The organism is Aeromonas bivalvium, from assembly GCF_000819765.1.
Taxonomy (GTDB): domain Bacteria; phylum Pseudomonadota; class Gammaproteobacteria; order Enterobacterales; family Aeromonadaceae; genus Aeromonas; species Aeromonas bivalvium.
Window position 1 is genome coordinate 134,344 of record NZ_CDBT01000047.1, and the last position, 15,004, is coordinate 149,347.

Below are 15,004 nucleotides of genomic sequence, written 5' to 3' on the forward strand. Positions count from 1 at the left end.
GCTCCCTCTGTGTTATCTGCGGTTCTCCTCAACGCTCTGGGGCCGCCTGGCGTCGATAGCGCTTGCCATATTTGAGCTGTTGCACCAGCAGGGCCGCGATGATCAGGCTCAGGCCTATGGGGGTGGCGAGGTGGATCTCCTCGCCGATGAGCAGGTTGAGCAATATCAGGGAGGCAAAGGGCGAGATGAAGATGAGGTTGCTGAGCGGCGCCGTATCGGTGGCGCTGCGCATGGCCATCAGCCACAGTACGAAGCCGAATCCCATCTCGAACAGGCCCACATAGATGGCACCGGCCCACCCTTGCCAGGCCGTCATGTGAAAATCGGCCAGCCACCAGGTGGCCACCAGGATGAGGGGCAGGCTGAGCAGAAAACCGAGCAGCAGGCTGACGATGGGGTCCCCCTGATTGCGGGTGTTGAGGATCCAGTAACCGGCCCAGATCAGCGTCGAAAGCAGCGCCAGCCCGACGCCGAGGGGACTGTCAAATTGCAGAGCGAGCAGATCTCCCCGGGTGGCGATCACCAGGGCGCCGAAGTAGCCGAGCAGGATGGCCACCCCGTCCCGGCGACGCAGCTTCTGGCCGAGGAAGGGCACGGCCAGCAGACTCAGGCTGATGGCCCAGGTGTAGTTGAGGGTCTGCGCCTGCTGCGCCGGCAGCAGGTCATAGGCCTTGAACAGCAGCAGGTAATAGAGGAAGGGGTTGAGGGCGCCCAGGGCCAGGTAGTAAAGCGGGCGCTGCTTGAGGTACTGGGCTAGCAGTGGCAGCTTGCCCTGCCTGATCACCAGGGCGCCGAGGGCCAGGGTCGAGGTGAGGGCGGCGACCAGCAGCAACTGCACCGGCTCGAAGTAGCGCAGGGAGATCTTGAAGGCAGTGGCCACCGTCGACCAGAGTGCAACGGCGCACAGGCCGTACTGATAGGCTTTCCGCTGACTCTTCACCATGCTGCATCTCCTTGGGGGGCCGGTTGCGGGAACAAATTGGTTTCGCAGTCTATCAGCCTTGGCATCGCGCTGTCGCCGAGCAACGGGGGGATGGTTCCCCCTCGGGGAGCCGAGTCCTGCGGAGGATAAAAAATGCGCACTATCCAGGCCTCATGGCTTGCGCCCATTGAAAATATCCGTATAATCCCCTCCGCTTACCCATGAGGTAAGCCAGACGATATGTCTGCCGCCGCGTCGATTCGCTTGCGAGAGACCGGCCATACAGTCTCCCCGATATGGGGAGAAACGTGAAAAATCGCACCTCCGGCAGGATTAGTCCTGGTTGGGCGGTGTTGATTTATGTTCTTTTCTCTATTGGAGCTCTGTCAATGCAGAACCAAAGAATCCGTATCCGCCTGAAGGCTTTTGATCATCGCCTGATCGATCAATCCACTGCGGAAATCGTTGAAACTGCAAAGCGCACCGGCGCGCAGGTTCGCGGTCCTATTCCGCTGCCGACTCGCAAAGAGCGCTTCACCGTCCTGATCTCCCCGCACGTCAACAAAGATGCGCGTGATCAGTACGAGATCCGCACTCACAAGCGTCTGGTAGACATCGTTGAGCCGACTGACAAGACCGTAGACGCCCTGATGCGTCTGGATCTGGCAGCTGGTGTAGACGTCCAGATCAGCCTGGGTTAATTACGGAAAGAGGTTGATAACAATGACAATCGGTCTTGTAGGTCGCAAAGTGGGTATGACTCGCATCTTCACTGAAGATGGCGTTTCTATCCCGGTGACTGTTATCGAAGTTGAAGCTAACCGTGTAACTCAGGTCAAATCTGTAGAAACCGACGGCTACAACGCTATTCAGGTTACCACTGGCGCCAAGAAAGCCAGCCGTGTGACCAAGCCGGAAGCTGGCCACTTCGCCAAAGCTGGTGTTGAAGCCGGTCGCGGTCTGTGGGAATTCCGCCTGAACAACGGTGAAGCTTTCACTGTTGGTAGCGAGCTGAAAGTAGATCTTCTCGCTGACGTTAAGCTGGTAGACGTTACCGGCACATCCAAGGGTAAAGGTTTTGCTGGTACTGTTAAGCGCCACAACTTCCGCACCCAGGATATGACCCACGGTAACTCCCTGTCCCACCGTGTACCTGGCTCCATCGGTCAAAACCAGACCCCGGGCCGTGTATTCAAGGGCAAAAAGATGGCTGGTCACATGGGTGCTGAGCGTGTAACGACTCAGAACCTGGAACTGGTTCGTGTTGACGCTGAACGCAACCTGCTGCTCATCAAAGGCGCAGTACCGGGTGCAACCAACGGCAACGTGATCGTCAAACCTGCCGTCAAAGCGTAACGTCTGAGGAGATAGTAATGGAATTGGTAATGAAAGACGCCAAGAGCGCTCTTGAAGTTTCCGAGACTACCTTCGGGCGCGAATTCAACGAAGCTCTGGTTCACCAGGTCGTCGTTGCATATGCCGCTGGTGCCCGTCAGGGTACTCGTGCGCAGCTGACTCGCTCTGAAGTGTCTGGTGGCGGCAAAAAGCCGTGGCGTCAGAAGGGTACTGGTCGTGCCCGTGCTGGCTCCATCCGTTCGCCCATTTGGCGTTCCGGTGGTGTGACTTTTGCTGCTAAGCCGCAAGATCACAGCCAGAAAGTAAACAAGAAGATGTACCGCGGCGCTATCCGTAGCATCCTGTCCGAGCTGGTACGTCAAGAGCGCCTGATCGTTGTTGAGAAATTCGGCATCGAAGCGCCGAAGACCAAAGAACTGATCGCCAAGCTGAAAGAAATGGAACTGAACGACGTTCTGATCGTGACTGCTGAAGTCGATGAGAACCTGTTCCTGGCTGCTCGCAACCTGTACAAGGTCGACGTGCGTGACGTAGCCGGTATCGACCCGGTCAGCCTGATCGCTTTCGACAAGGTTCTGATGACTGCTGACGCAGTTAAGCAAATCGAGGAGATGCTGGCATGATCCGCGAAGAGCGTCTGTTGAAAGTTCTGAAGGCTCCGCATATCTCTGAAAAGAGCACCATGGTCGCCGAGAAGCAGAACACTATCGTGTTCAAAGTTGCTGTCGATGCCACCAAGGCGGAAGTCAAAGCTGCAGTTGCAAAACTGTTCGAGGTCGAAGTTGAGACCGTCCGTACCCTGAACATGAAGGGTAAAACCAAGCGCTCAGGTGCGCGTGTAGGCCGTCGTTCCGATTGGAAAAAGGCTTATGTGACCCTGAAAGCAGGTCAGGACATCGACTTCATGGGCGCAGCCGAGTAAGAGGAGTTCTCAAAAATGGCAATCGTTAAGTGCAAGCCTACTTCTCCGGGCCGCCGCCACGTCGTCAAGATCGTCAACCAAGAGCTGTACAAGGGCAAGCCCTTCGCCGCTCTGCTGGACAGCAAAAGCAAGTCCGGTGGTCGTAACAACAACGGCCGCATCACCACTCGTCACATCGGTGGTGGTCACAAGCAGCACTACCGTATCGTCGACTTCAAACGCGACAAAGACGGTATCCCGGCTAAAGTAGAGCGCCTGGAATACGATCCTAACCGTACCGCAAACATCGCCCTGGTGCTGTATGCAGACGGTGAGCGTCGTTACATCCTGGCTCCGAAAGGCCTGAAAGCTGGTGACGCGATCGCTTCTGGTGCTGATGCTGCCATCAAGGTGGGCAACGCCCTGCCGATGCGCAACATCCCGGTTGGTTCTACCGTTCACGCCGTCGAGATGAAACCTGGTAAAGGTGCCCAGCTGGCTCGTTCCGCTGGTACTTTCATCCAGATCCTGGCTCGTGAAGGTAACTATGTAACTCTGCGTCTGCGTTCCGGCGAAGTACGTAAAGTTCTGGCCGAGTGCCGTGCCACCATCGGTGAAGTCGGTAACTCCGAGCACATGTTGCGTCAACTGGGTAAAGCCGGTGCCAACCGCTGGCGTGGTATTCGTCCGACCGTTCGCGGTATGGCGATGAACCCGGTCGACCACCCGCACGGTGGTGGTGAGGGTCGTAACAAGGGCATGCAGCCTGTGTCCCCATGGGGCCAGAAGGCTAAAGGCTTCAAGACCCGTAAGAACAAGCGTACCGACAAGTACATCGTACGTCGTCGTAACAAGTAATTGTTAACATAGAGGAATCACCATGCCACGTTCTCTCAAGAAGGGTCCATTTATTGACCTGCACTTGCTGAAGAAGGTAGAGAAAGCGGTGGAAAGCGGGGATAAAAAGCCGGTTAAAACCTGGTCCCGTCGTTCAATGATCATCCCGAACATGATCGGTTTGACCATCGCTGTCCATAATGGTCGTCAGCACGTTCCGGTTTTCGTTACCGAAGAAATGATCGGTCACAAACTGGGTGAATTCGCACCGACTCGTACTTATCGCGGCCATGCTGCTGATAAGAAGGCTAAGAAGCGCTAAGGGATAAATGATGGAAGCTATCGCTAAACACCGTTATGCCCGTACTTCTGCCCAGAAAGCTCGTCTGGTAGCCGATCAAGTACGTGGTCTGTCCGTAGACAAGGCTCTGAATATCCTGACCTTCAGCCCGAAAAAGGCTGCTGCTCTGGTTAAGAAAGTGCTGGAATCTGCCATTGCAAACGCTGAGCACAACGAAGGCGCCGACATCGACGCCCTGCGTATTGCTACTATCATGGTCGACGAAGGTCCCTCCATGAAGCGTATCCGTCCTCGCGCCAAAGGTCGCGCGGATCGTATCCTCAAGCGTACCGCTCACATCACTGTGGTGGTATCCGACGCTAAGGCTGGGAGATAAGCAATGGGTCAGAAAGTACATCCTAATGGCATTCGCCTGGGTATTACCAAGCCTTGGAATTCTACCTGGTTCGCGAACACCAAAGACTTCGCTGACAACCTGTACAGCGATTTTCAAGTACGCCAGTTCCTGACCAAGGAGCTGAAAAACGCTTCCTTGTCCAAGATCACCATCGAGCGTCCGGCCAAGAGCATCCGTGTGACCATTCACACCGCTCGTCCGGGTGTCGTGATCGGCAAGAAAGGCGAAGACGTTGAGAAACTGCGCAAAGCTGTCGCCGCTATCGCTGGCGTGCCTGCTCAGATCAACATTTCCGAAGTCCGCAAGCCGGAGCTGGATGGCAAACTCGTTGCCGACAGCATCACTTCCCAGCTGGAACGTCGCGTAATGTTCCGTCGCGCCATGAAGCGCGCCGTACAGAACGCCATGCGCCTGGGTGCCAAGGGCATCAAAGTGGAAGTGTCCGGTCGTCTGGGCGGCGCTGAAATCGCGCGTACCGAATGGTACCGTGAAGGTCGTGTGCCTTTGCACACCCTGCGTGCCGACATCGACTACGCAACTTCTGAAGCCCACACCACTTACGGTGTGATCGGCGTCAAAGTTTGGATCTTCAAGGGCGAAGTTCTGGGCGGTCTGGCTGCTGTTAACGCTGCCGCTGCTCAAGAGCAAGCTCCTGCAAAGCCCAAGCGTGACAACAAGCGCCGCGCTGCTAAGTAAGGAGATTCGGTAAATGTTGCAACCTAAGCGTACTAAATTCCGCAAGACCCATAAGGGTCGTAACCGCGGTCTGGCCAACTCTGGTAACGAAGTATCCTTCGGTACCTTTGGCCTGAAGGCGACATCCCGTGGCCAGCTGACTGCTCGTCAAATCGAAGCAGCCCGTCGTGCCATGACCCGTCACGTCAAGCGTCAGGGTAAAATCTGGATCCGTGTGTTCCCGGACAAGCCGATTACCGAAAAGCCCCTCGAAGTTCGTATGGGTAAAGGTAAGGGTAACGTCGAATACTGGGTATGCCCGATCCAACCTGGCAAGGTTCTGTACGAGATGGACGGTGTTCCCGAGGCTCTGGCCCGTGAAGCATTCGCCCTGGCCGCTGCTAAGCTGTCCGTTCAGACCACTTTCGTAATCAAGACGGTGATGTGATGAAAGCTCAAGATCTGCGTCAAAAGAGCGTCGAAGAACTGAACCAGGAGCTGCTGGGCCTGCTGCGTGAGCAATTCAACATGCGCATGCAAGCGTCCACCGGCCAACTGGCTCAGACTCACACTCTGAAACAAGTGCGTCGTGACGTCGCACGTATCAAGACTGTACTGACTGAGAAGGCAGGTGCGTAATGACTGACAAAATCCGTACTCTGCAAGGTCGTGTCATTAGCGACAAGATGGACAAATCCATCACCGTCGCTATCGAGCGCAAGGTAAAGCACCCGATCTACGGTAAGATCATCAAGCGCACTACCAAGCTGCACGTACACGATGAGACCAACGAGTGTAAAGCTGGCGACCTCGTGGAAATCCGCGAGTGCCGTCCGCTGTCCAAGACCAAGTCTTGGACCCTGGTCGGGATCCTGGAAAAGGCCTAATCGGTCCTTTATAGCCCAAACGGCCCCCTTTGGGGGCCGTTTGTTTTTTAGGCTACCTTTTCCAATTTTCCTGTGTTATAGTTTCGCGCCTTTTGAAGGCAGCCAGATCCCGAGAGGGATAAGAAGTAAACAAAGCGGAGCACTAAAATGATCCAGATGCAAAGTATGCTGGGTGTAGCCGACAACTCCGGCGCTCGCAGTGTAATGTGTATTAAGGTTCTGGGTGGCTCGCACCGCCGTTACGCCGGCATCGGCGACATCATCAAGGTTTCCATCAAGGAAGCCATTCCTCGCGGTAAAGTGAAGAAGGGTGATGTGTATAACGCGGTGGTCGTACGCACCCGTAAAGGCGTTCGTCGTCCGGACGGCTCAGTCATCCGTTTCGACAACAATGCGGCTGTGTTGCTTAACAACAACCAACAGCCAATCGGTACTCGTATTTTTGGCCCGGTGACCCGTGAACTGCGTAATGAGAAGTTCATGAAGATTGTGTCCCTGGCACCCGAAGTACTGTAAGGAGTCGAACGATGGCAGCTAAAATCCGTCGCGAAGACGAAGTGATTGTTCTTACCGGCAAAGACAAGGGCAAGCGTGGCAAAGTCACTCAAGTTCTGATTGCCAAGGGTAAGGTAATCGTGGAAGGCATCAACCAGGTGAAGAAACACCAGAAGCCGGTACCCGCACTGGGTCAGGCTGGCGGTATCGTCACCAAAGAAGCCCCCCTCGATGTTTCAAACGTAGCGCTGTTCAACTCTGCCACTGGCAAGGCTGATCGCGTTGGTTTCCGGATTGAAGACGGCAAAAAAGTTCGTTTCTTCAAATCCACCGGCGAACTTGTGAAGTAATTGGAGTTTAACGATGGCGAAACTGCATGATTACTACAAATCCGATGTAGTAAATGAACTGTCAAAGCAGTTCGGTTACAAGACTATCATGCAAGTCCCTCGGATCGAGAAAATCACCCTGAACATGGGTGTTGGTGAAGCGATCTCTGACAAGAAGTTGCTGGAAAATGCTGCTGCCGATATGGCTGCCATTTCCGGTCAGAAGCCGCTGATCACCAAAGCTCGCAAATCTGTTGCGGGCTTCAAGATTCGTGAAGGCTACCCGATAGGTTGTAAAGTAACCCTGCGTGGCGAGCGTATGTGGGAGTTCCTGGAACGGCTGATTTGCATCTCCGTACCGCGTATCCGTGACTTCCGTGGCCTGAACGCTAAAGCGTTCGACGGTCGTGGTAACTACTCCATGGGCGTGCGTGAGCAAATCATCTTCCCGGAAATCGACTATGACAAAGTCGATCGCGTCCGTGGTCTGGATATCACCATCACCACTTCCGCGAATACCGATGAAGAAGGCCGTGCTCTGCTGGCTGCCTTTAACTTCCCATTCCGCAAGTAAGGTTAGGGTTATGGCTAAAACATCCATGAAAGCACGTGAAGCAAAGCGTGCGAAGCTGGTAGCCAAGTTCGCGACCAAGCGAACCGAGCTGAAAGCTATCATCGTTGATATGAACGCTTCTGAAGAAGCGCGTTGGGATGCTGTCCTGCAACTGCAACAGCTGCCCCGTGATTCCAGTCCGTCCCGCCAGCGTAACCGTTGCAATATTACTGGTCGTCCGCACGGTTTCCTGCGCAAGTTTGGCCTGTCTCGCATCAAGGTGCGTGAGCATGCCATGAAGGGCGAAATTCCGGGCCTGAAGAAGGCTTCTTGGTAACGAATCTCGGGAGTTAGACTTATGAGCATGCAAGATCCGATCGCGGATATGCTGACCCGCATCCGTAACGGTCAAGCGGCGAGCAAAGTTTCGGTTTCCATGCCTTCTTCCAAGCTGAAAGTGGCTATCGCCCACGTGCTGAAAGAAGAAGGTTACATCGCTGGCTACTCCGTAGCGGGTGATGTGAAGCCGGAACTGGAAATTGAACTGAAATATTTCCAGGGCAAGCCGGTTGTAGAACTGATCCAACGCGTGAGCCGTCCCGGCCTGCGTATTTACAAGCGCACTACTGATCTGCCGAAAGTTATGGGCGGTCTCGGTGTTGCTATCGTGTCCACGTCTAAAGGTGTGATGACTGACCGTGCAGCTCGTAAAGCTTGCATGGGCGGTGAGATCATCTGCTACGTCGCTTAATAGGAGGTAGGAAATGTCTCGTGTTGCTAAGGCACCCGTCACTATTCCTGCTGGCGTAGAGGTGACTCTGAACGGTCAGGAACTGTCCATCAAAGGTGGTAAAGGTTCCCTGGTTCGTTCTATTCACGCCGGTGTAGAAGTGACCAAAGAAGACAATGTACTGAAGTTCGCCCCGCGCGACGGCTCCAATGGTGCCGACGCTCAGGCCGGTACTGCCCGTGCATTGGTCAACAACATGGTAATCGGTGTTACCCAAGGCTTTGAGCGTAAGCTGCAGCTGGTTGGTGTAGGTTACAAAGCCTCCATCAAGGGCAATGCTGTCGCGCTGGCACTGGGCTTCTCTCACCCGGTTGAGCATGCGCTGCCGGCTGGTGTGACCGCTGAATGTCCGACCGCTACAGAGATCGTTCTGCGTGGTGTGGACAAGCAGCTGGTTGGCCAAGTCGCCGCCGATATCCGTGCTTACCGCGCTCCGGAGCCCTACAAGGGCAAGGGTGTACGCTATGCCAACGAGCAAGTGCGTACTAAAGAAGCTAAGAAGAAGTAAGGTAACACTATGGACAAGAAAGCAGCTCGTCTCCGTCGTGCTACTCGTGCTCGGAAGAAGATGCAGGAACTGGGAGCTACCCGTCTGGTTGTTCACCGTACCCCGCGTCATATCTACGCGCAGGTAATCGCAGCCAACGGTTCCGAAGTTCTGGCCTCTGCTTCCACAGTAGAGAAAGCCATCAGTGAAGCAATCAAGTACTCCGGTAATGCTGATGCAGCTACCGCAGTCGGTAAGGCTATCGCTGAGCGTGCTATCGCCAAAGGCATTCAGAACGTATCTTTCGATCGTTCCGGTTTCAAGTATCACGGTCGTGTTGCCGCTCTGGCTACCGCTGCTCGTGACGCTGGTCTTCAGTTCTAAGCTAGGAGTCGAAGATGGCTAAAGTCGAATCTCAAGCCGGCGAACTGCAAGAAAAGCTGATTGCAGTAAACCGTGTTTCGAAAACTGTTAAAGGTGGTCGTATCATGTCCTTCACCGCGTTGACCGTGGTGGGTGATGGTAACGGCCGTGTAGGTTACGGTTACGGTAAGGCCCGTGAAGTTCCCGCCGCGATTCAAAAAGCGATGGAACAGGCCAAGCGTAACCTGAACAAGGTCGAACTGAACAACGGCACCCTGCATCACCCGGTGCAAGGCGTTCACTCCGGTTCCACCGTGTTCATGAAGCCGGCCTCTGAAGGTACTGGTATCATTGCAGGCGGCGCCATGCGTGCTGTGCTGGAAGTTGCTGGTATCCACAACGTGCTGGCCAAGACCTACGGTTCCACTAACCCGATCAACGTTGTTCGCGCAACTGTAGACGCTCTGGTTCAGGGTCAATCCCCGGCTCAGATCGCTGCCAAGCGTGGTCTGCGCGTTGAAGAAATTCTGGGGTAATGCGACATGGCTAACACTGTAAAAGTAACTCAAACTCGCAGCTCTATCGGCCGTCTGCCAAAGCACAAGGCGACTCTGCGTGGTCTGGGTCTGCGTCGCATTGGTCACACCGTTGAGCTGGAGGATACTCCCTGCGTACGCGGCATGATCAACCAGGTTTATTACATGGTTAAGGTGGAGGGCTAAGCATGCGTCTGAACACTCTGTCTCCGGCCCCTGGTTCCAAGTCTGTTAAGCACCGTCCGGGCCGTGGTATCGGTTCTGGTCTGGGCAAGACTGGTGGTCGTGGTGTGAAAGGTCAAACCTCTCGTTCCGGTGGCGGCAAAGTCCGCAACGGTTTCGAAGGCGGCCAGATGCCTTTGAAAATCCGTCTGCCGAAGTTCGGTTTCTTCTCTCGCAAATCTTTGGTTTCTGCCGAAGTGCGCCTGAACGAAATCGCCCTGGTAGAAGGTGATGTGGTCGATGTGAGCACTCTGAAGCAAGCCGGCGTTCTGACCAAGAACATCGTGTTCGCTAAAGTTGTTCTGTCTGGCAACATTGACCGTGCTGTGACCGTTCGTGGTCTGTCCGTCACCAAAGGTGCACGTGCAGCCATCGAGGCCGCTGGCGGTAAAATCGAGGAATAATCAGTACAATGGCTAAGAAACCAGGATTGGATGTTAAAGCGCAAGGTGGTCTGAGTGAGCTGAAGAGCCGTCTGCTCTTCGTTCTCGGGGCGATTATCGTTTTCCGTGCAGGCTCTTATGTGCCTATTCCTGGTATTGACGCCGCCGTACTGGCCGAGTTGTTCCAGCAACAGAAGGGCACCATCATTGAGATGTTCAACATGTTCAGTGGTGGTGCACTCTCGCGTGCTTCTATTCTTGCGTTGGGGATCATGCCGTACATTTCGGCGTCGATCATCATCCAGTTACTGACCGTGGTTCATCCCGCTCTTGCTGAACTCAAGAAAGAAGGTGAATCCGGCCGTCGCAAGATCAATCAGTATACCCGTTGGGGTACATTGATTTTGGGAACCTTCCAGGCCATTGGTATCGCAACCGGTCTGCCGAACATGATGCAAGGACTCGTGACTCATCCGGGTTTGGGCTTCTATTTCACGGCGGTTGTGAGTCTGGTCACCGGTACCATGTTTTTGATGTGGTTGGGTGAACAGATTACCGAGCGTGGTATCGGTAACGGCATCTCGTTGATCATTTTCACCGGGATCGTTGCTGGGCTGCCTCATGCCATTGGTGCTACGGCCGAACAGGCACGTCAAGGGGAATTGCACATCCTGCTGTTGTTGTTGCTGGGCTTGATTGTTTTCGCAGTGACTTACTTTGTGGTGTTCGTGGAGCGTGGTCAGCGTCGTATCGTCGTGAACTATGCCAAGCGTCAACAAGGCCGCCAGGTATTCGCAGCGCAAAGCACGCACCTGCCATTGAAAGTGAATATGGCCGGTGTGATTCCTGCGATTTTCGCATCCAGCATCATCCTCTTCCCGGGGACCATTACCTCTTGGTTTGGTCAGGGGGAGGGCAAGGTAGCCGACATTCTGCAGCAGGTCTCTATGGTCCTGCAGCCGGGTCAGCCCTTGTATGAGATGCTGTATGCAGCAGCCATTATCTTCTTCTGCTTCTTCTATACCGCGCTGGTGTTCAATCCACGCGAGACGGCAGACAACTTGAAGAAGAGTGGAGCCTTTATCCCGGGGATCCGCCCGGGCGAGCAGACAGCACGTTACATCGATAAGGTTATGACTCGCCTGACATTGGCAGGTGCGCTCTATATAACCTTTATCTGTCTGGTACCCCAGTTCTTGATGACTGCCTGGAACGTACAGTTCTACTTCGGTGGCACTTCGCTGCTGATTATCGTGGTAGTTATCATGGACTTCATGGCTCAGGTACAAACCCATATGATGTCTCATCAATATGGCGACGTCCTGAGGAAGGCCAACCTGAAGGGCTACGGCCGCTAAAGGTCGGCGTAGTTACGGAGTTAAGCAATGAAAGTTCGTGCTTCCGTTAAGGCAATCTGCCGTAACTGCAAAATCATCAAGCGTCACGGTGTGGTGCGTGTGATTTGCAGCGAGCCAAAGCATAAACAGCGCCAAGGCTAATTTTTTACGGTTAGTACTTGCAACAAATAGTTGTGCTGGCTAATATAGCCAGCCAACTTTTGTTGTGTATTGGTTGACCGCCACGTATCCGCTCACGGGCTTTGTGGTGGTCGTAATCTACTATATGTAGGAGTGAATAGTGGCCCGTATCGCTGGCATTAACATTCCTGACCATAAGCATGCAGTCATTGCTTTGACTGCGATTTATGGCGTCGGTCGTACCCGCTCCAAGGCCATCTGTGCCGCAGCCGGTATCGCTGAGAATGTGAAAATTAAAGACCTGGACGAAGCTCAGATCGAGAGTCTGCGTGAACAAGTAGGTAAATTCACCGTTGAAGGTGACCTACGTCGTCAGATTTCCATGAACATCAAACGCTTGATGGATCTGGGTTGCTACCGTGGTTTGCGTCACCGTCGTAGCCTGCCTGTTCGTGGTCAACGTACCAAGACCAACGCTCGTACCCGTAAGGGTCCGCGCAAGGCTATCAAGAAGTAACGGGAAGGTAGAAAATGGCTAAAACTCCGACTCGTGCTCGCAAGCGCGTTAAAAAGCAAGTGAGCGACGGTATTGCGCACGTTCATGCATCTTTCAACAACACAATCGTGACCATTACTGACCGTCAGGGCAATGCTCTGTCATGGGCTACCTCCGGTGGTTCAGGTTTCCGTGGTTCCCGTAAGTCCACTCCGTTTGCTGCCCAGGTAGCTGCTGAGCGTGCTGGTGAGATCGCCAAAGAATACGGCGTGAAGAACCTGGAAGTCATGGTTAAAGGTCCGGGTCCCGGTCGTGAGTCCTCCATCCGCGCGCTGAACGCGGCTGGTTTCCGCATCACTAACATTACTGATGTGACTCCGATCCCGCACAACGGTTGTCGTCCTCCCAAGAAGCGCCGCGTGTAACGCTGGTAGCTTATTGGTCTAGGATTGTTGGAGAAAGAAGATGGCAAGATATATCGGTCCTAAGCTTAAGCTTAGCCGTCGTGAGGGCACCGACCTCTTCCTGAAGTCAGGTGTTCGTGCGATAGATTCCAAGTGCAAGATTGACACTGCTCCGGGTCAACACGGTGCGCGTAAAGCGCGTCTGTCCGACTACGGCGTGCAACTGCGCGAGAAACAAAAAGTTCGTCGTATCTACGGCGTATTGGAAAAACAGTTCCGCAACTACTACCGTGACGCTGCCCGTCAAAAAGGCAACACCGGCGAAAACCTGTTGCAGCTGCTGGAAGGTCGTCTGGATAACGTCGTTTATCGCATGGGCTTCGGTGCTACCCGCGCTGAGTCTCGCCAGCTGGTGAGCCATAAGGCTATCCTGGTAAACGGTCGCGTTGTTAACATTCCTTCTTTCCAGGTTTCCCCTGAGGACGTGATCTGCGTTCGTGAGAAGGCTAAGAAGCAAGCGCGTATCAAAGCTTCCCTGGAAGTTGCTGGTCAGCGCGAGAAGCCGACTTGGGTAGAGGTTGATGCCGCTAAAATGGAAGGTGCCTTCAAGCGCCTGCCGGAGCGTTCTGACCTGTCTGCCGACATTAACGAACAGCTGATCGTCGAGCTTTACTCCAAGTAAAGCTAGCTTCTAAAGAGAGGACACAATGCTGGGTTCTGTAACAGATTTTCTTAAGCCGCGGCTAGTTGACATCGAGCAAGTTAGCCCGACTCACGCAAAAGTGACTCTTGAGCCGCTTGAGCGTGGTTTTGGTCACACGCTGGGTAATGCCCTGCGTCGTATTTTGCTGTCATCTATGCCCGGTTGTGCAGTCACTGAAGTCGAGATCGACGGCGTACTGCACGAGTACAGCAGCAAAGAAGGTGTACAGGAAGACATTCTTGAAATCCTGCTCAACCTGAAAGGTATCGCTGTGAAGCTGGAAGGCAAGGACGAGGTAACTCTGTCCCTGACCAAGTCTGGAACAGGCCCCGTTACCGCAGGTGATATCACTCACGGTGATGAAGTCGAGATTGTTAACCCGGAGCACGTAATCTGCCACCTGACTGGCGCCAATGCTGAGATCAGCATGCGTCTGAAAGTTCAGCGCGGTCGTGGTTATGTGCCTGCTTCTGCTCGTGTTCACAACGATGATGAAGAGCGCCCGATAGGTCGCCTGCTGCTGGACTCCGCGTTCAGCCCCATCGTTCGTATTGCCTACAATGTTGAGGCAGCACGTGTGGAACAGCGCACCGACTTGGACAAGCTGGTCATCGACATGGAGACCAATGGTACCCTGGATCCTGAAGAGGCCATCCGTCGTTCCGCCACCATCCTGGCCGAGCAACTGGAAGCCTTCGTGGATCTGCGCGATGTCAGCGTGCCCGAGAAGAAAGAAGAGAAGCCCGAGTTCGATCCGATCCTGCTGCGTCCTGTCGATGATTTGGAGCTGACAGTTCGTTCTGCGAACTGTCTGAAGGCAGAAGCTATCCACTATATTGGTGATCTGGTACAGCGTACCGAGGTTGAGCTGCTTAAGACTCCCAACCTCGGTAAGAAGTCCCTGACTGAGATCAAGGACGTGTTGGCCTCCCGTGGTCTGTCTCTTGGCATGCGCCTTGAGAACTGGCCGCCCGCCAGCATCGCTGACGAGTAATCCAGATTACGGGTTTCACAGATTTAGTTAGAAGGATAAGGTCATGCGCCATCGTTTGAGTGGTCGTCAACTGAACCGGAACAGCAGCCACCGTCAGGCTATGTTCCGCAACATGGCCAGCTCCCTGGTTCGTCATGAGATCATCAAGACGACTCTGCCTAAGGCAAAAGAGCTGCGTCGTGTCGTTGAACCGCTGATCACCCTTGCCAAGACTGATAGCGTTGCTAATCGTCGTCTGGCATTTGCCCGCACTCGCGATAACGCGATCGTGGCTAAGCTGTTCAATGAACTGGGCCCGCGCTACCTGGAGCGCGCCGGCGGTTATACTCGCATTCTGAAATGCGGTTTCCGTGCCGGCGACAATGCTCCGATGGCTTACATCGAGCTGGTAGACCGCCCGGCCGCTGCTGAAGCAGCTGCTGAGTGATAAAGAAAAAGCCGGGCTTGTCCCGGCTTTTCTCTTAATGGATTCTGATACTGCCTCAACTGCCTCAA

The 15,004-nt window shown here is 54.3% G+C and carries 29 protein-coding genes; 28 read left to right on the forward strand and 1 reads right to left on the reverse strand.

All coding sequences use genetic code 11. From position 1 onward, the window contains the following. Nucleotides 1-28 precede the first annotated feature (28 nt). Nucleotides 29-943 carry a DMT family transporter gene (locus tag BN1119_RS14215; RefSeq protein ID WP_041999221.1) on the reverse strand — a complete coding sequence of 305 codons (915 nt, stop codon included), beginning with the start codon at nucleotides 941-943 and terminating at the stop codon, nucleotides 29-31. A 368-nt stretch (nucleotides 944-1,311) separates the two neighbouring features. Between BN1119_RS14215 and rpsJ the strand changes: the two genes are divergently transcribed. The 28 genes from rpsJ (at nucleotide 1,312) to rplQ (ending at nucleotide 14,936) form a co-directional block, all read left to right on the forward strand. Beyond that, entirely contained in the window at nucleotides 1,312-1,623 is a 312-nt protein-coding gene (rpsJ, locus tag BN1119_RS14220) for a 30S ribosomal protein S10 (RefSeq protein ID WP_005307944.1), read from the forward strand. A 22-nt stretch (nucleotides 1,624-1,645) separates the two neighbouring features. Next, nucleotides 1,646-2,278 (forward strand): 50S ribosomal protein L3, encoded by a 633-nt coding sequence (rplC, locus tag BN1119_RS14225; RefSeq protein ID WP_041999225.1) that lies wholly within the window; start codon nucleotides 1,646-1,648, stop codon nucleotides 2,276-2,278. 17 nt (nucleotides 2,279-2,295) lie between these two features. Beyond that, nucleotides 2,296-2,901: a 50S ribosomal protein L4 gene (rplD, locus tag BN1119_RS14230; protein ID WP_041999227.1), complete on the forward strand. Its 606-nt coding sequence runs from the start codon at nucleotides 2,296-2,298 to the stop codon at nucleotides 2,899-2,901. After that, on the forward strand, nucleotides 2,898-3,200 hold the full coding sequence (gene rplW / locus BN1119_RS14235; RefSeq protein WP_005331199.1) for a 50S ribosomal protein L23: 303 nt from the start codon (nucleotides 2,898-2,900) through the stop codon (nucleotides 3,198-3,200). The genes rplD and rplW overlap by 4 nt, the downstream gene beginning before the upstream one ends. Nucleotides 3,201-3,215: 15 nt before the next feature. After that, nucleotides 3,216-4,037: a 50S ribosomal protein L2 gene (gene rplB, locus BN1119_RS14240; protein WP_005340614.1), complete on the forward strand. Its 822-nt coding sequence runs from the start codon at nucleotides 3,216-3,218 to the stop codon at nucleotides 4,035-4,037. 22 nt (nucleotides 4,038-4,059) lie between these two features. Then, entirely contained in the window at nucleotides 4,060-4,338 is a 279-nt protein-coding gene (gene rpsS / locus BN1119_RS14245; RefSeq protein WP_005307960.1) for a 30S ribosomal protein S19, read from the forward strand. Between the two features lie 10 nt (nucleotides 4,339-4,348). Next, nucleotides 4,349-4,693, forward strand: a complete 345-nt coding sequence (gene rplV, locus BN1119_RS14250; RefSeq protein ID WP_041999233.1) for a 50S ribosomal protein L22 — start codon at nucleotides 4,349-4,351, stop codon at nucleotides 4,691-4,693. A gap of 3 nt (nucleotides 4,694-4,696) precedes the next feature. Further along, nucleotides 4,697-5,410, forward strand: a complete 714-nt coding sequence (rpsC, locus tag BN1119_RS14255) for a 30S ribosomal protein S3 (RefSeq protein ID WP_005331168.1) — start codon at nucleotides 4,697-4,699, stop codon at nucleotides 5,408-5,410. A gap of 13 nt (nucleotides 5,411-5,423) precedes the next feature. After that, nucleotides 5,424-5,837, forward strand: a complete 414-nt coding sequence (gene rplP / locus BN1119_RS14260) for a 50S ribosomal protein L16 (protein WP_005307963.1) — start codon at nucleotides 5,424-5,426, stop codon at nucleotides 5,835-5,837. Then, nucleotides 5,837-6,028 (forward strand): 50S ribosomal protein L29, encoded by a 192-nt coding sequence (gene rpmC, locus BN1119_RS14265; protein ID WP_005307965.1) that lies wholly within the window; start codon nucleotides 5,837-5,839, stop codon nucleotides 6,026-6,028. Before rplP ends, rpmC begins: the two co-directional genes overlap by 1 nt. After that, nucleotides 6,028-6,276, forward strand: coding sequence for a 30S ribosomal protein S17 (gene rpsQ / locus BN1119_RS14270; RefSeq protein WP_005890905.1), 249 nt, complete (start codon nucleotides 6,028-6,030; stop codon nucleotides 6,274-6,276). The genes rpmC and rpsQ overlap by 1 nt, the downstream gene beginning before the upstream one ends. A 147-nt stretch (nucleotides 6,277-6,423) precedes the next feature. Next, on the forward strand, nucleotides 6,424-6,792 hold the full coding sequence (gene rplN / locus BN1119_RS14275; RefSeq protein ID WP_005307975.1) for a 50S ribosomal protein L14: 369 nt from the start codon (nucleotides 6,424-6,426) through the stop codon (nucleotides 6,790-6,792). Nucleotides 6,793-6,803: 11 nt separating this feature from the next. Then, a complete protein-coding gene (gene rplX, locus BN1119_RS14280) occupies nucleotides 6,804-7,121 on the forward strand; it encodes a 50S ribosomal protein L24 (RefSeq protein WP_041999241.1) in 318 nt (105 codons plus the stop codon). Between the two features lie 13 nt (nucleotides 7,122-7,134). After that, nucleotides 7,135-7,674, forward strand: coding sequence for a 50S ribosomal protein L5 (gene rplE / locus BN1119_RS14285; RefSeq protein WP_005331162.1), 540 nt, complete (start codon nucleotides 7,135-7,137; stop codon nucleotides 7,672-7,674). Between the two features lie 10 nt (nucleotides 7,675-7,684). Then, nucleotides 7,685-7,990, forward strand: a complete 306-nt coding sequence (gene rpsN, locus BN1119_RS14290; RefSeq protein WP_005319722.1) for a 30S ribosomal protein S14 — start codon at nucleotides 7,685-7,687, stop codon at nucleotides 7,988-7,990. 21 nt (nucleotides 7,991-8,011) lie between these two features. After that, a complete protein-coding gene (gene rpsH, locus BN1119_RS14295; RefSeq protein WP_041999248.1) occupies nucleotides 8,012-8,404 on the forward strand; it encodes a 30S ribosomal protein S8 in 393 nt (130 codons plus the stop codon). Between the two features lie 13 nt (nucleotides 8,405-8,417). Beyond that, entirely contained in the window at nucleotides 8,418-8,951 is a 534-nt protein-coding gene (rplF, locus tag BN1119_RS14300) for a 50S ribosomal protein L6 (protein WP_041999251.1), read from the forward strand. Between the two features lie 9 nt (nucleotides 8,952-8,960). Beyond that, nucleotides 8,961-9,314, forward strand: a complete 354-nt coding sequence (rplR, locus tag BN1119_RS14305) for a 50S ribosomal protein L18 (RefSeq protein WP_005890919.1) — start codon at nucleotides 8,961-8,963, stop codon at nucleotides 9,312-9,314. A gap of 14 nt (nucleotides 9,315-9,328) precedes the next feature. Then, nucleotides 9,329-9,829 carry a 30S ribosomal protein S5 gene (gene rpsE, locus BN1119_RS14310; protein ID WP_041999255.1) on the forward strand — a complete coding sequence of 167 codons (501 nt, stop codon included), beginning with the start codon at nucleotides 9,329-9,331 and terminating at the stop codon, nucleotides 9,827-9,829. A 6-nt stretch (nucleotides 9,830-9,835) separates the two neighbouring features. Next, on the forward strand, nucleotides 9,836-10,015 hold the full coding sequence (gene rpmD / locus BN1119_RS20150) for a 50S ribosomal protein L30 (protein WP_005307985.1): 180 nt from the start codon (nucleotides 9,836-9,838) through the stop codon (nucleotides 10,013-10,015). 2 nt (nucleotides 10,016-10,017) lie between these two features. Continuing rightward, nucleotides 10,018-10,455, forward strand: a complete 438-nt coding sequence (gene rplO / locus BN1119_RS14315; RefSeq protein ID WP_041999258.1) for a 50S ribosomal protein L15 — start codon at nucleotides 10,018-10,020, stop codon at nucleotides 10,453-10,455. Nucleotides 10,456-10,463: 8 nt separating this feature from the next. Continuing rightward, nucleotides 10,464-11,792: a preprotein translocase subunit SecY gene (secY, locus tag BN1119_RS14320; RefSeq protein ID WP_041999261.1), complete on the forward strand. Its 1,329-nt coding sequence runs from the start codon at nucleotides 10,464-10,466 to the stop codon at nucleotides 11,790-11,792. Nucleotides 11,793-11,819: 27 nt separating this feature from the next. Further along, nucleotides 11,820-11,933 carry a 50S ribosomal protein L36 gene (rpmJ, locus tag BN1119_RS20155; RefSeq protein ID WP_005319705.1) on the forward strand — a complete coding sequence of 38 codons (114 nt, stop codon included), beginning with the start codon at nucleotides 11,820-11,822 and terminating at the stop codon, nucleotides 11,931-11,933. A 139-nt stretch (nucleotides 11,934-12,072) separates the two neighbouring features. Beyond that, nucleotides 12,073-12,429 carry a 30S ribosomal protein S13 gene (rpsM, locus tag BN1119_RS14325; protein ID WP_005307991.1) on the forward strand — a complete coding sequence of 119 codons (357 nt, stop codon included), beginning with the start codon at nucleotides 12,073-12,075 and terminating at the stop codon, nucleotides 12,427-12,429. A gap of 14 nt (nucleotides 12,430-12,443) precedes the next feature. After that, nucleotides 12,444-12,833, forward strand: coding sequence for a 30S ribosomal protein S11 (gene rpsK, locus BN1119_RS14330; RefSeq protein WP_005319702.1), 390 nt, complete (start codon nucleotides 12,444-12,446; stop codon nucleotides 12,831-12,833). 40 nt (nucleotides 12,834-12,873) lie between these two features. Then, nucleotides 12,874-13,494 (forward strand): 30S ribosomal protein S4, encoded by a 621-nt coding sequence (gene rpsD / locus BN1119_RS14335; protein ID WP_041999264.1) that lies wholly within the window; start codon nucleotides 12,874-12,876, stop codon nucleotides 13,492-13,494. A gap of 25 nt (nucleotides 13,495-13,519) precedes the next feature. Then, on the forward strand, nucleotides 13,520-14,509 hold the full coding sequence (locus tag BN1119_RS14340) for a DNA-directed RNA polymerase subunit alpha (protein WP_005307997.1): 990 nt from the start codon (nucleotides 13,520-13,522) through the stop codon (nucleotides 14,507-14,509). Between the two features lie 43 nt (nucleotides 14,510-14,552). Then, entirely contained in the window at nucleotides 14,553-14,936 is a 384-nt protein-coding gene (gene rplQ / locus BN1119_RS14345; RefSeq protein ID WP_005307999.1) for a 50S ribosomal protein L17, read from the forward strand. Nucleotides 14,937-15,004 lie beyond the last annotated feature (68 nt).

Excerpts from the sequence above, each read along its gene's own strand:
- rpsE (WP_041999255.1), top strand. The coding sequence starts at position 9,329 with ATGGCTAAAGTCGAATCTCAAGCCGGCGAACTGCAAGAAAAGCTGATT.
- rpsS (WP_005307960.1), top strand. The coding sequence starts at position 4,060 with ATGCCACGTTCTCTCAAGAAGGGTCCATTTATTGACCTGCACTTGCTG.
- rpmD (WP_005307985.1), top strand. The coding sequence starts at position 9,836 with ATGGCTAACACTGTAAAAGTAACTCAAACTCGCAGCTCTATCGGCCGT.
- rplN (WP_005307975.1), top strand. The coding sequence starts at position 6,424 with ATGATCCAGATGCAAAGTATGCTGGGTGTAGCCGACAACTCCGGCGCT.
- rplC (WP_041999225.1), top strand. The coding sequence starts at position 1,646 with ATGACAATCGGTCTTGTAGGTCGCAAAGTGGGTATGACTCGCATCTTC.
- rplQ (WP_005307999.1), top strand. The coding sequence starts at position 14,553 with ATGCGCCATCGTTTGAGTGGTCGTCAACTGAACCGGAACAGCAGCCAC.
- rplX (WP_041999241.1), top strand. The coding sequence starts at position 6,804 with ATGGCAGCTAAAATCCGTCGCGAAGACGAAGTGATTGTTCTTACCGGC.
- rpsC (WP_005331168.1), top strand. The coding sequence starts at position 4,697 with ATGGGTCAGAAAGTACATCCTAATGGCATTCGCCTGGGTATTACCAAG.
- rpsH (WP_041999248.1), top strand. The coding sequence starts at position 8,012 with ATGAGCATGCAAGATCCGATCGCGGATATGCTGACCCGCATCCGTAAC.
- rplD (WP_041999227.1), top strand. The coding sequence starts at position 2,296 with ATGGAATTGGTAATGAAAGACGCCAAGAGCGCTCTTGAAGTTTCCGAG.
- rplB (WP_005340614.1), top strand. The coding sequence starts at position 3,216 with ATGGCAATCGTTAAGTGCAAGCCTACTTCTCCGGGCCGCCGCCACGTC.
- rplP (WP_005307963.1), top strand. The coding sequence starts at position 5,424 with ATGTTGCAACCTAAGCGTACTAAATTCCGCAAGACCCATAAGGGTCGT.
- rpsD (WP_041999264.1), top strand. The coding sequence starts at position 12,874 with ATGGCAAGATATATCGGTCCTAAGCTTAAGCTTAGCCGTCGTGAGGGC.
- rplO (WP_041999258.1), top strand. The coding sequence starts at position 10,018 with ATGCGTCTGAACACTCTGTCTCCGGCCCCTGGTTCCAAGTCTGTTAAG.
- rpsN (WP_005319722.1), top strand. The coding sequence starts at position 7,685 with ATGGCTAAAACATCCATGAAAGCACGTGAAGCAAAGCGTGCGAAGCTG.
- rplW (WP_005331199.1), top strand. The coding sequence starts at position 2,898 with ATGATCCGCGAAGAGCGTCTGTTGAAAGTTCTGAAGGCTCCGCATATC.
- rplF (WP_041999251.1), top strand. The coding sequence starts at position 8,418 with ATGTCTCGTGTTGCTAAGGCACCCGTCACTATTCCTGCTGGCGTAGAG.
- rpmJ (WP_005319705.1), top strand. The coding sequence starts at position 11,820 with ATGAAAGTTCGTGCTTCCGTTAAGGCAATCTGCCGTAACTGCAAAATC.
- rpmC (WP_005307965.1), top strand. The coding sequence starts at position 5,837 with ATGAAAGCTCAAGATCTGCGTCAAAAGAGCGTCGAAGAACTGAACCAG.
- rplR (WP_005890919.1), top strand. The coding sequence starts at position 8,961 with ATGGACAAGAAAGCAGCTCGTCTCCGTCGTGCTACTCGTGCTCGGAAG.
- rplV (WP_041999233.1), top strand. The coding sequence starts at position 4,349 with ATGGAAGCTATCGCTAAACACCGTTATGCCCGTACTTCTGCCCAGAAA.
- rplE (WP_005331162.1), top strand. The coding sequence starts at position 7,135 with ATGGCGAAACTGCATGATTACTACAAATCCGATGTAGTAAATGAACTG.
- BN1119_RS14215 (WP_041999221.1), bottom strand. The coding sequence starts at position 943 with ATGGTGAAGAGTCAGCGGAAAGCCTATCAGTACGGCCTGTGCGCCGTT.
- secY (WP_041999261.1), top strand. The coding sequence starts at position 10,464 with ATGGCTAAGAAACCAGGATTGGATGTTAAAGCGCAAGGTGGTCTGAGT.
- rpsK (WP_005319702.1), top strand. The coding sequence starts at position 12,444 with ATGGCTAAAACTCCGACTCGTGCTCGCAAGCGCGTTAAAAAGCAAGTG.
- rpsJ (WP_005307944.1), top strand. The coding sequence starts at position 1,312 with ATGCAGAACCAAAGAATCCGTATCCGCCTGAAGGCTTTTGATCATCGC.
- rpsQ (WP_005890905.1), top strand. The coding sequence starts at position 6,028 with ATGACTGACAAAATCCGTACTCTGCAAGGTCGTGTCATTAGCGACAAG.
- BN1119_RS14340 (WP_005307997.1), top strand. The coding sequence starts at position 13,520 with ATGCTGGGTTCTGTAACAGATTTTCTTAAGCCGCGGCTAGTTGACATC.